Source organism: Flagellimonas sediminis (genome assembly GCF_010500845.1).
Classification (GTDB): domain Bacteria; phylum Bacteroidota; class Bacteroidia; order Flavobacteriales; family Flavobacteriaceae; genus Flagellimonas; species Flagellimonas sediminis.
Genome location: NZ_JAAAMI010000007.1, coordinates 194,195 through 210,233, shown reverse-complemented (window position 1 = coordinate 210,233; position 16,039 = coordinate 194,195). Strand labels below are relative to the sequence as shown.

Annotated in this window: 7 protein-coding genes and 1 tRNA gene; 2 read left to right on the top strand and 6 right to left on the bottom strand. The window is 43.9% G+C overall.

The window, feature by feature from the left end; translation table 11 throughout:
• Positions 1–131: 131 nt before the first annotated feature.
• The 4 genes from GTK07_RS14385 to GTK07_RS14370 all read right to left on the bottom strand — a co-directional run bounded on the left by GTK07_RS14385 (position 132) and on the right by GTK07_RS14370 (position 11,063).
• Positions 132–1,364 carry a site-specific integrase gene (locus GTK07_RS14385; protein WP_163635946.1) on the bottom strand — a complete coding sequence of 411 codons (1,233 nt, stop codon included), beginning with the start codon at positions 1,362–1,364 and terminating at the stop codon, positions 132–134.
• Between the two features lie 226 nt (positions 1,365–1,590).
• A tRNA-Pro gene (locus GTK07_RS14380) sits at positions 1,591–1,664 on the bottom strand.
• 406 nt (positions 1,665–2,070) lie between these two features.
• Entirely contained in the window at positions 2,071–2,580 is a 510-nt protein-coding gene (locus tag GTK07_RS14375) for a nicotinate-nucleotide adenylyltransferase (RefSeq protein WP_163635945.1), read from the bottom strand.
• A 167-nt stretch (positions 2,581–2,747) separates the two neighbouring features.
• Complete coding sequence (locus GTK07_RS14370; RefSeq protein ID WP_163635944.1) at positions 2,748–11,063, bottom strand: T9SS type B sorting domain-containing protein; 8,316 nt, start codon at positions 11,061–11,063, stop codon at positions 2,748–2,750.
• A 154-nt stretch (positions 11,064–11,217) separates the two neighbouring features.
• On the opposite strand from GTK07_RS14370, the gene GTK07_RS14365 reads away from it, so the two are divergent.
• Positions 11,218–12,336, top strand: coding sequence for a PQQ-dependent sugar dehydrogenase (locus GTK07_RS14365; RefSeq protein ID WP_163635943.1), 1,119 nt, complete (start codon positions 11,218–11,220; stop codon positions 12,334–12,336).
• Positions 12,337–12,344: 8 nt separating this feature from the next.
• Here the strand turns inward: GTK07_RS14365 and murQ are convergent, their stop codons facing one another.
• Positions 12,345–13,157 (bottom strand): N-acetylmuramic acid 6-phosphate etherase, encoded by an 813-nt coding sequence (murQ, locus tag GTK07_RS14360; RefSeq protein ID WP_163635942.1) that lies wholly within the window; start codon positions 13,155–13,157, stop codon positions 12,345–12,347.
• Positions 13,158–13,162: 5 nt separating this feature from the next.
• Entirely contained in the window at positions 13,163–13,912 is a 750-nt protein-coding gene (locus GTK07_RS14355; RefSeq protein WP_163635941.1) for a DeoR/GlpR family DNA-binding transcription regulator, read from the bottom strand.
• 173 nt (positions 13,913–14,085) lie between these two features.
• Between GTK07_RS14355 and nagB the strand changes: the two genes are divergently transcribed.
• Positions 14,086–16,023, top strand: a complete 1,938-nt coding sequence (nagB, locus tag GTK07_RS14350; protein ID WP_163635940.1) for a glucosamine-6-phosphate deaminase — start codon at positions 14,086–14,088, stop codon at positions 16,021–16,023.
• Positions 16,024–16,039: the final 16 nt, after the last annotated feature.

Genomic DNA, 16,039 nt, shown 5'->3' with positions numbered 1-16,039 from the left:
GAATCGATGAGAAGAAAATTAAAAAATAAAAACTAAGTTTAACCCAAGGATAGATCAAATCTGGGCAGTTCGTTTGCTATGGTCAGTTTTATCCGGCGAAGGTGGGTCAGTTTACCCGGCTTATCCACTAATCATTCCACATTCCCTTTTGTCATTACTTCTATTAAGTCCTGAATATCTTGCCCAATTTTATAATCCAGTACCCTTGCATAAATCTGGGTCGTGGATAGTTTGGTATGGCCGAGCATTTTTGAAACAGTTTCAATAGGAACACCGTTGGAAAGGGTTATTGTAGTGGCAAAAGTGTGTCTAGCCGTATGGAATGTCACCTTCTTGTTTATCCCACAAGCTTTGCAGATTTCCTTTAGGTAATAATTGACCTTTTGATTGCTGTAAACAGGTAGTAGGACTTTCATCACTTTTCTTTCAGGCGAGTCTTCATATTTCTTGATGATTTCCTTTGCCTGTGGAAGTAAGGGTATCTTGAGTTTTTCGTCCGTCTTTATACGTTTGGTGAACAACCAATCATTTCCATCTATACCTTTAAGAACATGGTCTGGTGTCAATGCCTTGACATCGATATAGGATAGGCCAGTATAGCACGAGAAGAGAAACACATCCTTGCATTTCTCAACCCCCTCTTTTTTGAAAGTGGTCTCTTCAATTAACCGCAACTCTCGTTTTGTCAAGTGCTCCCGTTCAGTTTTCTCGAAACGAAGCTTATAATTTTCAAAAGGGTCTTTTGTTATCCAATCCAATCGAACGGCCAATCTTGACATTTTCTTAAGCCGTTCCATGTGTTTCATGGCACCATTATTGGTGCACTTGGTCCGTGTTGATGGCCTGTACTTTCTTAGGTACTGTTCAAAGTCGGATATGAAACGATAATTCAATTTTTTGAGCCTTATATCCTCCATCCCATATTCTTCCTTTAAAAATAAACCTACACATCTTTCTGTGATGTGATAGTTCTTTCTTGTTCCCGGGCGCAACGAAGTGTGCATGGTTCCATTATGATAGGCAATCAATTGTTTCAATGTTTTTCCACCCTCATCTTCCCCAAAAAATCTTGCTTTAATAGATAGTGGAGTGATAACTTTTTCTTCTGCCATCATCAATCTATGGGCCTCATGTAGTCCTGTATAAATTTGGTCTAGGTACTTGTTCAGGGAAATCACATAACTGGAAAAACCTTTGCCTCTTTTCCGGTTATTGTCCCATAAATTGGCTTTTATCTCCCGATTTATGCTAAAATCGGTGCGCTCACCATCGATGGTGATCCTACAATAGACAATTAGGTTCTCGGATTGAACCTTGTGCTTTCTTGTAAAGAAATTGATTGTTAAACGATTGTTTTTCTGCATGTTGTAACCTTTTAGAGTGTGAATACTGTGAAAGTCAAAACACAAGAAAAATGGTTCTAAAAGTCATTTAAAGTTACAACAAGAACTGTAAGTGTTTGCTCCCGATGGGAACACGCTTGATATGATTTTAGATGGTTTTAAATGAATTCAAACGATATGCCTAAAAACACAAAACACTGAAAATCATAAGATAAACAGTGTTTTGATTTTACTTAAATAAGGTAAGTCGGGATGACTGGATTCGAACCAGCGACCACACGCACCCCATGCGTGTACGCTACCAGACTGCGCCACATCCCGATCATTAAATTCGTTTTCTGATGATCGTGGCTTTTGAACTTGCTCAAGAATAGCTGTAAACAGTGGTGCAGTTTATCCCGAGCTTACCGAAGGGCCACATCCCGAAAACGGATTGCAAAAATAAAAATTTTGTTGAGATTTCTATCTAGACCTTTTAAAACTTTTGCCGCTTTATTGAAATGCAAATTTCTCCTCTTAATAGTTTTGGATTTGGTAGTAATCCAAAAAATATGGCCCAAACTAGCTAGCGTGTTGGGCCATTCAATTAATTTTTAAGCTTTTACTTACCATAATTGTTCCTTACTATTTTCATGAATTTCGGTGGCCACCTATTTCTATCCACCTGTATCATCAATACTCGTTTAGTTTATTATGGTCCACAATATAACCAACCTCAACTGTTCGGTTATAGAAATTCACCAGTTTCATCCATTTTCACCCGTAACACCTTGTCCCCATTTTCCAATTTCAATTTGTATTTTTTGGTGACACCTTTCTTATCGTAATACGTGGTAATGTATGTGTCCTTGGTGATGGTCCAACCGGGGAATCTTTCCAAAACAGCTTCCTTAACAGAATTGGGCAGGTTAATGTTGTTGAATCTTTCAGCAGTACGGATAATTTTTCCGTCCTTATCATATGCAGCTAGGATTTTACCTTCTGGAATATAGAATTCGATATTATAAACATCGTAATCATCTTGATAATACCCAGATTCCTTAACATCAAAAGCTGCTACTTTACGTCTTAGCATTTCCACAGGAATGGATGCCTCCTCCTTGGTGTCAATACTGTTCAGATACTTGTAATTTGTGGCATACACAACTACCTCTGACAATTCCTCCGTCTTAATGATTTGAGATTGCATAGGTGCTACAATTCCCATCACAAAAAGAACTAACAATAGCTTTTTCATGATCTTTAATTTTAAGTTAAACACTTACGAAAGGGAAATCGGAGCTCCTTTATCCACAAGCAACCTAAACTACATCACAAATACTTGATATGCCATGATTTAAATCAGTTTGAAACAGCATTGTCCATCCAAAAAATGTCATTTTATTATGGGGTAAAACCTGCTCGTTATCGATACAAAGTGAAATGACCCACGAATCTTTGCTTTTCCCTGTCGTTGGCATTTACCACATACCAGTAATCTCCAGTAGGCAAAGGTTTCCCATCATAATTACCATCCCATTTCTTCACTTGATCCAAACGCGCCACTACCCTGCCATAACGGTCATAGATGATTACATCAATATCCGGGAAATACTCCCTATTTCCTGGATACCAATAATCGTTAAGGTTGTCACCATCCGGGGTGAAGAATGGCGGCATTGTAGGCATCCCTTCAAAATTGAACGGCATAACTAAATTGGCCACACAACCATTTTGGTCGCGTACCATAATGCTGATATTGGAATCGACATTGATGTTGAACACGTTCACTTCTCCGTAGGATTCCCCTTGGAAGAAATACTCATAGCCTCCAAATCCACCCGTGGCCATGGCGGTCACCTCATTGGGTCCTGTTTTGATGGCTTCCAAAGTCAATGGTTCGTATGCATCAATGGAGAACTCCACAAACGTTACACATCCGTTGGCGTGATAAATGAAAACAGTATGTTCTCCAGCAGGAAGATCTCCGAACACGCGCTGATCGGTAGCCATTTCCACATCATCCACATCCAAAGAGAAGAGAAGATCTGAAAGTTGCGAACTATCTGCAATATTAATGGTAGTGGTGCTATTCGGGAAGATTCCTTCGCAGCCATATTCCACAACAGGTTCGGCCACAATGTCCACTCCAATGCCTATTTCGCCCACCACGTTGGTCTGGCATCCATTGGCATCCCTCACAAAAATCACATAGGTTTCACCACCTTGAAGATTTTCAAAGAACATGGTGTCGTTTTGCACAAAATCGGCATCCTCCGCAGAATTTACGCTAGTGAAATAAGGAGCGGTTCCACCTGATACCTGAAGGGTCATAGTTCCGTCACCATCGCCCATACAGGTTTCCGGAGTGGTATAAATTACCCCTGCCAACAATTCCATAGGTTGGGTAATCTCCACCGTTCTGGTAATGGTACAACCCAGATCATCTTGAATGATGATATCGTAGGTTCTAGGAGCCAAATCGTTGAAGATTTTTCTATTGGGATTATTCGGGTCGTTTCCTTCAAAAAACTCACTCAAATTGTCCGAAATGGAATATCGGATAGCCCCGGTACCTCCACTGGCCTCAATAATGATCTGTCCGTTCGCATCACCGGCACACATTACGGGCACAGCTTCCAAATATTCCAATACCAAAGGTGGTTTTGGGTCGATCACGATTGGGTCGGAAATGGCGGTACACCCTCCACTTTCTGCATACACATAATACGTTCCTGGGTTCAATTCCCTGAAAATACCTGAAGTTTGCGCAGGTCTGACTATGGTTGACGTATTGGGCGGCAATGTATTGGAATTCACCAAGGTATAAATATAACTACCGATACCCCCAAAAGCTTCAGAACGGATGATACCTGTTGCTTCCCCTGCACAATTGATGGTCGCGTTGGTCAAATCCAAGGCAATGACCAAAGGTGCCGCAGGATCCAACGAAATCTGGTTGGATCTTTCAAAAGGACAACCGTTGGAATTTTGCACATCATATTGGAATGGCCCTGGGTCCAGGGTAATATCGGCTGCAATTTCCACATTGGTCATTCCAGCCCCAAAAGGAATAAAAGGGTCGGAAGTACCTGATCTGCGGTAGAAATAATCCACTCCCGCTTCCGGATTGGTGACCATGAGTTCCATTCTACCCAAATCTCCGCAACCTGGAGGTTGAAGTTCCACCAATTCCGCAACCACAATTTCTGGATCCTGAACGGTGATCGGTATAGTTGTGAAACTACAGTTCCAACCATCAAAAATGGTGATGGTATAATCCCCTGCCGACAAATTGGCAAAGGTTGGGGTAGTCTGAAGACCGCTATTGGTCCCGTCCGTAATCCGGTTCAACTGGTACAGATAATTGCCGGGGCCTTGTCCACCCCCCACATTATACGCTTCTATAATACCATTGTTATCGTTGTTACAAGCTAATTGTTGTACGATTTGGATATCCGCAGCAATAGGGGTTGGCAATGGTAAATTGATGTTTGTAGAAGATTCACATCCCCTAAGATCTCTCACATTGATGGTATAGGTGTCCGTCGATAGATTTTCGAACACCGGAGTGGTATTGGGATAATCGACCAAGATATTTCCACCTGAATCCATCAATTGGTATTGATAGGTTCCCCAACCACCATCACCTGCTACCGTAATTTCACCATAACCAGGAACATTACAGGTTACCGGGGAAGTTTGGACAGCACTCACGGTCAATGTCCTATCCGGAGATCTAACAGTTACCACATTACTGATCTCATCACAGAATGGTGATGCCATGGCTTCAATATGTACCACAAGATTACCTGCGGGCACATTGGGAATTAATTCTGGGGTGTTTATGGGCGAATTAGTATCGAAAGTACCTGTCACACCGGTAGAAGTTTCAACTCCTGAACTGTTTCTGCTGAATACCTCATAATTATAAACGCCACTATAATTGTTGATCTGCAAACTGATCACCCCGTCATTTCCGTTGAAACAGGTAACAGGCTGTACCTCGGCAATGATAGCTTCAATATTGTTGTACTCGGGCATGTTGATGGTCGTGGTCAAATAGGTACAACCTCCACTACCCACATCGGTCACGGCAAAAATGTAATCCCCTGGTGTGGAAATATCCCAAGTAACACGATCGGTACCACCTGAACTTCTTGCAGGTTCTGAGCCCAAAGGCAAGATTTCCACTTCGTAGTTTCCAGGGCCTTCGTTTACGATAATATCGATGGAACCTGGCGCAACGCCTGTTCCCGAAGCATCACAAGTGATTTGGTTCACATTATAGCTGAAAGTGATATCCGTCGGCGTGTTTATGGTCACGGTTGACGTTTCCTCACAACCATTTTGATCCCTTGCAGTTAAAATAATGGTCTGGTTGGTACCATTATCGATGACTTCAAAGGTATTGCTCGTCTGGAAGTTGGTACCATCAAATTGTGGGGTACCATCGTTCATGCTATAGGTGTAGGGACCCGTTCCCGTAGCGGTTCCCGTTCCATCTCCATTGGTATCGGTATAGATGGTGATGGTTGCCGTACTGAATTGGTTACTGGACGGATTACAACTGAATTGGGTGTTCACGGCATTGGCCATCAATTCGGTTGGCTCATCTATCAAGATATTGCCTGAGCGATCGGTACATCCCCTATCCGAAACCACCTCAACCTGATAGGTGTTGGGCGGAAGGTCATCAAAAACCGGAGAACCTTGCGGTCCGGCCACGATCGTTGATGTAGCTCCAACATACAAAATGTAGTTTAACGGGGTATCCGTATCGCTTCCTGGTTGCAATTCAACCGAAATGGTTCCGTTATCCGCTCCAAAACAGGTTACATCGCTGCTAGGAGTTGCCGTGATCACAGGACTGTTCACGGTGGATACATTCACAATGGCTTCATCGGAACACAGTGGAGCGGTATTTGAATTTAAATCCGTAACCAAAATATTATAGTTTCCAGGCAAAACATTGTTGAATACATTGGTGTACTGTGGAGGTCCTATATTGGCCATACCATTATCCATATCCCTCAATTGGTATTCAAAATTTCCACTACCTCCCGTGGTGTTTACCGTAATCACTCCGTCTCCCGCATTACAGGTTGGGAATGAGGTAGCATCCGCCGTAATGGCAAAGAAATCGAATACTTCTGCGGTGACCGTATTGGTACAGCCATTGCCATCCCTCACCGTAATTACATAACTACCTGGATTAGGCACGATAAAAGTGGTACCTGTTTGAAAACCGCTACCAATATCGTACTGGAAGGTTTCCTCAGGAAGACCAGATCCTGTAGATAATGGTGAAACCATATTGATTTGGTATCCACTGGTTGCCGTACATTGGTTCACCACATCGATTACAGGATTTGGAACCCCCGCCTCCTGGGTCACGGTCAATGTGGTCAGAGCGGTACAACCGTTGGCATCCTGAACATAGAAATCATAATCGGTTGGATAAGGTCCCGGAATTTCAAAAGTGGTTGCCGACGCAAAAACAGTCGGTGCAGGGCTTCCTGATGGCACATAGGCATAATTGAAAGGTGCAGTTCCTCCGAATCCCCTAACGGTTACCAAAGCTCCTGCATTACAGGTTGCTTCCACAAAATTATCAATGGTGATGGATGGGGAACTAAAGCCAATAAAGACCAAGGTACTTCCGCTACATCCGGTATCGGTGTCATTTACAATGATTTGATAATTACCAGGTGCAAGACCTGTAAACGTATCTGAAAACGGAAGTATTTCGTTAGTAAAAGTATTGGGACCTGAAACGGTAGCACCTGTATCTGTATTCTGAAGTGTTACCGTAAAATTTGCCGGATTATTTGGGAACCCCGAAACTTCATAGTCAATGGAACCACTACCCGAAACGTTACAGGATGCCGCTGTAGTGGTTGCCACCACCGTAACAGGATTGGAAGGGCCAATAGGATCAATTTCTTCAATATAAGTACAACCATTGGCATCCCTTACTTCCACAAAATAGGTAACACCCGGAACCACCTGACCGGTAAAGTCATAGGTATCTCCACCTGATGTTGCAGGGTGAAATATCGGATCTCCCACCAATCTAAACTCGTAAGGCGCCGTTCCTCCAGTCGCTTGAACACGATATGGGAAGGATGTATCGGAACAAATAGCGGGATCTGGGTCCAAAGGAATCAAATCCAACTGATTTTGATCGATGATCACTTCATCACGGTCCTCACATCCTGAAGCATCGGTAGTCACCACGGTATAATTGCCCAAAGGAAGATTTGGAAAGTTCACGGTGGTACTTGCTGTTCCTGTGGAGGAAGCTACCAAATTACCGGCCACATCCAACAAAATATAATCAAACGGTGCTACACCATTGTTGATGGTTGTTGAAATGGAACCGTTCACCGCCCCTGCCGAACAAATGGCATTGGTTGGGGTCGCAGTGGTATCCAAAGGATCACTGGCCCCGATGGTTACAGTATATTCTGGGCTCACACACCCTCTACTATCACGGATCACGAAACCACCATGGGTACCGGGTCCATAACCAGAAAAGTAGTTTTGGGTTCCAAAAGTGGCCCCGTTATCGTTACTAAATGTATAAGGAGGAACCCCTTGGGTAGTATCTGGAATCAATTGCACGATACCGCTCGTATTGTCGCCGCATTGGGTATCGATTCCTACCGCTGAACCCGCAATGGTTTCAGGTGGTGAAATGGTCACCATATTGGATTCCGTGGTACATCCCCTGCTATCTGTCACCAAGAACTGAAAAGTGGTGTCCGAAATAATGGAGCCATCATTGGGGACGCTATACACAAAGGAGGTTCCCGTAATATTGTTATTGTCCGAAGTATAGGCTGCCCCGTTGATACTCACTTCATAAATATCATAATTACCACCTGAAGTATATCCGTTGCTGATATTCACCTGAATCTGTCCCGGAGGTCCCGCACAATCCAATTCTTGAATGGTGACCGCATTTGCAATCACCTGAGGTGCAATGGTAGCCGTAACCGTGTCTCTACAATCGTTGGCATCCACCACTTCAATAGTGTAAGTACCCGGCGTTAACCCAGCAAATGTATTGCTGGCGCCCAAGACACCGTTGTTGATCCGATATTGATATGGAGCCAAACCACCAGCGGCATTCACCACCAACGTGGATGCGGTAAAATTATCATAGCAGAAATCCGAAGCACCATTGTCCAAGGTCAAGGTAGGAGCATCCAAACGGGTCAGGGTAAAACTATCAGTTACTGTACAACCATTGGCATCGGTAACGCGAACCTGATAGGTTCCATCTTGTGATAGATTGGAGAATGTGCTGCCATTTTTAGGTCCGCGCACGGAACTATCGGGTTGGATCAAGGTATAGCGATTTCCTCCCCAGCCTCCAACAGTGTTGATGCGCACGGCACCAATATTTCCATTCTGGCAGCTCATGGCTGTAACATCCAGCCCAGAAATGTCAAAAGCCGTGGAAGGTTCTTCGATAACCAAAGTAGCTGTATCGGTACAATTGGTTTCTTCATCCGTTACGGAAATAACATAACTACCTGCAGGTAATCCAGTTAAAGGCACTATACCACTACTTTGCCCTGTAAAAACTGGCCCTGCATCGATACTATAGCTGTAAGTGGAATTAAATCCATCCACCAAATAGCGTCCTTCACCGTCTATACCTCCAACACAGGTAACCACCTTGGTCTGTTGGGCGGCAACACCAATGGAACTGATATCGGTAATGGCATAATTTTCATCATAGGAGCAACCCACATTATCCGTTACCCTAAACGTATAAGTACCCAATCCCAATCCGGTAAAGGTGCTGTTAGTACCATTGTTGATGGCACTGGCAGAAGGTGCAATGATTTCATAAGTGTATGGTCCTGTTCCACCTGTTACCACAACGTCAACAGAAGCGGTGGTAGTGATACAATTCAAACTAGAAATACTGAAGGCAAGGTCCGTAGGCTTGTTCAACGTATTGAACACCACATCTGGAAGGGCCTGTACACAACCGTTGGCGTCTCGCACCATGGGCGTATAGGTTCCCACACCCAAATTTGGAAAGACAGGATTAGTACCGAAACCAGAGCCAATGCTGTATTCATAGGGTGCCGTACCGCCGGATACCCCAGAAATAGTGATTTGCCCCCCAGTTTCATTGGTACAGGAAGGAATGCTATTTGGGGTCGCAGTTGCCGTAATGGTCGATGGCGTGCCAATTGTGGCCGATTGGGGAGCCGTAGTACAGGTAAAGGAATCCTGTTCGTACCTCAACACCACATTATAGGAACCTGGAGCCAAATTGGAAAATACATTGCTTATCTGAAAGGTTGCCCCATTGTTGATACTATATTCAATTTCATAGCCATATCCATTGGTCACGTTGATGGTCACCCTACCATCATTGGCACCACCGCAATTGGCATCTTGTTCCACAATGTTGAAAATAGGTGGTGGAATATCCTGTACATCCACGGACGCACTTCGTTGACAGCCGTTGGCATCTTCCACCAAAATGGAATAGGTACCAGCAGAGGTTACGGTAAAGCTTGTGGTACCGGAATAAGGCGAACCAAAAGGAGTTCCATCCACGCTAAATCGGTAGGGGGCGGTACCTCCTGAAGTGGTCAAATTCACATTGACCGATGTGGCCCCACAACCAAAACTATCCGAAGCGGTAGCCGAAACGGCCAAAGGACTGATTCCCCCACCGATTACAATGGGATCGCCATTAACATCGTTTGTAACCGTTTCAGAACAGTTGTTGGTTTCCACTCTAATACTATAGGTTCCCGGGCTAACATTGGCAAACGTATAGGTATCGGCACCATTTGGACCAAAAGTATCCACGGTCACCCCGTTTTTCACCAATCGATAGGTATAGAAACCAGGAACACCGGATACCAGAACATCGATACTACCCAACTCCCCACTACAAAGAATATCATTAGCCGTAACATCTACGTTGATATCCAAATCCCCTACGGTCACCAAATTGGACGGGAACACACAGGCACTGGCCGAAACATTCTTCAAACGCACATAAACACGATAGTCCCCTGGTGAAGCAATATCAAAATAAGGGGCATCTTGGTACGGTCCTGCCGCAGTGTTCAAACTGTATTCGTATCCTGCAGGCACATTGGTCACCTCTACCCTACCAGGATTCCCACAAATGATATCCTCTTTGATCAATTGTGGATCCAAGGGGTTCAGTGAAGATTTGAAATAGTAATACTGTCCTGAATTGACCCTTACCCTAAACTCACCTGAAGTGGAAAGATTAAAGGTTGGTCCGGTTCCGACGGTGTTCCATGTACAGGCTCCGTTGATGGTAGGACAATCGTCTACCACCGTAGCGGCACAAGTATTGGGATCCAACTTCTGCCATTGATATGTGCTACCGGATTGGGAAAGAGAAATGGTCCTGACATCACTGGTTCCACATAAAAAGAATTTGGCCAAGGTACTTCCATCATTGGGACATACCACCTCTTCATTTGCGCCAATAATGATGGTTGCGAACATTGCCGTACTAGGAGTGAACAGATCCTCGTTGGTTTCCTTTAGGGCTTCGGTTGCTTGGACCGGAGCTTTTTCTTCTGCATCTGTCTCGGTGATGGAGGATACCACTTTGGTAAGTATCCTGTTGACACCTGTTTTTGCCAATACCGTGGAACCGAAGATTGATATGAACACCAACAACACGACATATAGCAAATGCCTTGTTTTCTGTGGGAGCATAGGGTTAAGTCTTGTTAAGAGAATATTTCAGATTTGGGACCTTAATATTCTATAAGTAATTATCTATTCTTATAAAAATCTCTTTATCTTGAACACACCCGATTACCAAAAAGTAACCGTTTATCTATAAAATCTATTATTTCAACGTAAAACTATGAAAAAAAGTCTCTTATTTCCCTATTTTTTCGTTGTACTGCTTAGTACGTCTTGCGCCCAACAACCCGATTTGGGCATAAATCTTCCGAAAACCCTTGATTTTACTGTAGAAACCGTGGTTGAAGGCATTCAGAACCCTTGGGGCATGGCTTTTCTTCCAGATGGTGGAATCCTGGTTTCCGAGAAATCCGGGAAACTGATCCTACACAAATCGGGGAAAAACATCGAAATTGAAAATGTCCCCGAAGTATACAATCGAGGCCAAGGAGGTTTACTGGACATTGAATTGCATCCCAATTACAAAGAAAATGGCTGGGTCTATTTCTCCTATGCCTCCAGCGATGGGGATGACAAGGGTGGAAATACGGCCATCATGAGGGCCAAACTTTCCAAAAACAAATTGGTGGACCAACAAGTGTTGTACAAAGCTGTTCCCAACAGTACCCGCGGACAACATTTTGGATCCAGATTAGAGTTTGATCGTAACGGCTATCTTTTCTTTTCTATTGGGGAACGTGGCGACAGGGACGTGAATCCGCAGGACATCAAAAGGGATGGCGGAAAAATTTATAGGATCCATGACGATGGTAGTATTCCAAAAGACAATCCTTTCATTGGAACCAATGGGGCCAAAATGGCCATTTACAGTTATGGTCACCGAAACCCACAGGGTTTGGCCGTTAATCCTGAAACAGGTTTACTGTGGGAGCATGAGCACGGACCTAGGGGTGGTGACGAGATCAATATTATCCAAAAAGGAAAAAACTATGGATGGCCCATAATCACCTACGGAATCAACTATAGTGGAACAAAAATCACCGATGAGACCTCCAGGCCAGGAATGGAACAACCCATCTATCAATGGACACCTTCCATTGCACCTTCTGGAATGACATTTGTTTCTTCAAGCAAATATCCCAAATGGAAAGGGAATCTGTTGGTGGGTTCCTTATCCTTTCAATACTTGGAACGATTGGAAATCAAGAACAACAAGGTCGTCTACCGGGAAAAGCTGTTGGACGCCATGGGACGTGTCCGAAATGTACGCCAAGCACCTGATGGTTACATTTATGTAGGTATTGAAGGCAAAGGTATTATTAAATTGGTGCCTAAATAAACTGAAGTTTACTTTAGGGCTTCTACGGCCAGTTTAACGGAGCCATACTTTTTAAGGGCCTTTTCCGCCTCTTCATAGCCCAAGCCCAATTCTTCCATAATGTAACGGGTCCCACGATCTACCAGTTTGGTATTACTGAGTTGCATATTCACCATTTTATTGCCCTTTACGCGGCCAATGCGGACCATCAGTCCGGTAGATATCATATTCAGTACCAGTTTTTGGCTTGTGCCACTCTTCATACGGGTGCTACCTGTTAAAAACTCTGGTCCCACATTGATCTCTATGGCAATATCCGAATCCAAAGCCAGTGGCGACCCGGGGTTATTGGTAATTCCCACAGTCAAGATTCCGTGTGCCTTGGCATCGGAAATTCCTCCCAACACGTAGGGCGTAGTTCCTGATGCGGCAATCCCAATCAGGACGTCATTATTATTTATGTTGTACTTCTGAAGGTCTTTCCATGCCTGAGCGGTATCATCTTCGGCAAATTCCACTGCTTTTCTAATGGCAGAATCACCACCTGCGATAAGCCCAATAACACGATCATGTGGTATTCCAAAAGTGGGTGGAATCTCGGAAGCATCCAAAATACCCAATCTACCACTTGTACCCGCCCCTATGTAGAACAATCGCCCCCCTTTTCCAAAGCGCTTTGCGGTTTCTTCCACCACTTGGGCCACCTTGGGTAAAACCTGCTCCACAGCATGGGCCACCTTTTTATCTTCATTATTGATGTTGGATACGATCTCCAACGCGTCCATCTCCTCCAATCGGTCGTACAAAGACGGTTTCTCCGTTATCTTAATGTGTTTTTCCACCACTCTTACAATAATTGTATGTTCATATTTTTGAAAGCATCGAGTTTCTTGTCCCAAGCTTCCAGTTCCGTCACCATGGTACTGATCACATTCAGGTCACAAGTTTTAAAACGATGCTGTGAATTCAATTTTTCCGATATGCACAAAAGTACCGTTTTCTTGGAAGCATTGATCACCGCTTTCTTTGTCTGCACCACTTCCCAGTCAAACTCGGTCAGCCCAAATTCCGTATCTACATATCCCGTCCCGATGAAACTATAGTCCACTTTAATCTGGGTCAATGCATTTATAGTACTGGAGCCCACGGCAATTTGCGAATCCCTGGAAAGTGTGCCTCCAATGAATATGGTTTCCACGTTGGGTTTTGCCAACAATTCCATTGCCACCGGAAGACTAAGGGTGAAACAGGTGAGTTTGATGTTCGTGGGCAACAATCTGGCCAATTCCAGGCAAGTGGTTCCTCCATCGATCAAAATCACACTGTTGTTACGCAATAAGGCCAAGGCCTTTTTTGCAATATTCACTTTTTTGTCAAGTGCATAAACATTGCTACGGACCGGGCTTTGGTTTACAAATCCTAAAGACACTGCTCCGCCATGTACTTTGGTCAGCATATTCTCCGCATCCAACTCTTTAACATCCCTTCTTACCGTATCAATGGAAACATCCAACTTTTCGGCCAAATCAGTCAAAAGCACTCTGTTATGGAGTTCCACTTCATTGAGAATGGCCCGATGTCGTTCTTCCTTGAGCATTATAATCTTATTTGGATTCAAATTCAAAAGTAGAAAACTATTCCAGATCATGCAGTTTATCTACGGTTCAATATAAGTATTGTGTTAAAAAAGCAAAAAACAGCAAAAATACTGCAAATAACGGCAAAATATTCTATATTTGTCCTGTTTAAAACCCTTAATAGCGACAAAACATGCAAGAATTGGTCAAAAATCCAACGAAACTTGAACCTCAGGACACTGAAACTGTCAAGTTCGAAAAAATCAACACCCATATTTATCAAGACTCAGAAAGTGCCTCTTGGTATGTGGCCAACGAAATTGCCGGTCTTATCAAACAAAAACAAGAAGAGGGTAAAAAAGCCGTACTTGGCTTGGCCACCGGATCCACCCCTACCAAGGTCTATGATTATCTGGTACAGTTTTACAAGGAAGGTCGTCTAAGTTTCAAAAACGTCGTAACCTTCAATTTGGATGAGTATTTCCCAATGGACCCTACTTCCATCCATAGCTACAGGCGTTTCATGAACGAACACCTCTTTGACCATATCGACATTGAACCGTACAACGTTCATATTCCGGACGGAAGCCTATCCAAAGAGGAAATCAGAAAATATTGCATGGATTATGAGGAGAAAATCCAAAATGTTGGAGGAATCGATATCCAAATTCTCGGAATCGGTAGAACAGGACATATTGGATTCAATGAACCTGGATCCTCATTAAACTCCAAAACCCGGTTGGTGCGTTTGGACAGGGTTACGCGATTGGATGCCGCCAGTGATTTCTTTGGGGAAGAAAATGTTCCCAAAAGAGCAATCACCATGGGGGTAGGCACCATCATGGGAGCCAAAAAGATCATCCTAATGGCTTGGGGCGAAGGAAAATCGAACATCATTCACCAGGCTGTGGAAGGAAAGATCAAGGAGTCCGTACCGGCCACCTTCCTTCAACATCATGAAAATTGTGATTTCGTTCTGGATAGTGCCGCAGCTTCCAACTTGACCAGGATAAAGACTCCGTGGTTGGTTACGGAATGTGAGTGGAACGATAAATTGATCAAGAAAGCAACCATTTGGTTATCGGAGAAATTGGGCAAGGCTATTTTAAAGTTGACAAACGAGGATTACAATGAATACGGCATGGGTAATCTGATCGCTGAAATCGGTTCCGCCGAACAAATCAACCTTAATGTGTTCAATGAACTACAGCGCACCATTACGGGTTGGCCCGGAGGAAAACCCAATGCCGATGACAGTCAAAGACCGGAAAGGGCAGAACCATATCCAAAAACTTCGCTCATCTTTAGTCCACACCCCGATGATGATGTAATTTCCATGGGAGGTACGTTGCTAAGACTGGTAGATCAGGGACATCATGTGCACGTAGCCTACCAAACTTCAGGAAATATAGCAGTATTTGATGATGAGGTTATCCGATTTTTGGATTTCGCGACCGACATTCAAAAAGAAAACAAAGAGCTTAAAAAGAAATTCAAAGAGGTACGCGAATTCCTGGCCAGCAAGAAACCAGGCGAAGTGGACAGTCCAGAGGTGCAGCAATTCAAAGGGCTTATCAGAAAAGGAGAAGCCTTGGCAGCTTGTAGATATTGCGGGGTGAAAGAAGAGAACGCACACTTCCTCAACCTTCCTTTTTACGAAACTGGAGCGGTTAGAAAAAAACCACTATCCGATGAAGACATTCAAATAACCTACGACTTGTTGAACAGATTGAAACCCCATCAAATTTTTGCGGCAGGTGACCTTTCGGACCCGCATGGCACACATAGGGTCTGCCTGGATAGTGTTTTTAGGGCCTTGCAAAAATTAAAGGATGACAGGGTGGATTGGATTCGAAACTGTTATGTGTGGCTGTACAGGGGCGCATGGCAGGAATGGGACATTGCAGATATGGAAATGGCCATACCTATTGGACCCAAGGATATGTCAAGAAAGAAAAATGCCATCTTCAAACACCAATCCCAAAAGGACAGCGCCATGTTCCCCGGCAATGATGAAAGGGAGTTCTGGCAACGTGCCGAGCAAAGGAACAAGGATACCGCCAATCGTTACAACGCCTTGGGCATGGCTGAATATGAGGCCATGGAAGGTTTTGTACGGTACCATTTCTAATCGTGCACAATAGATT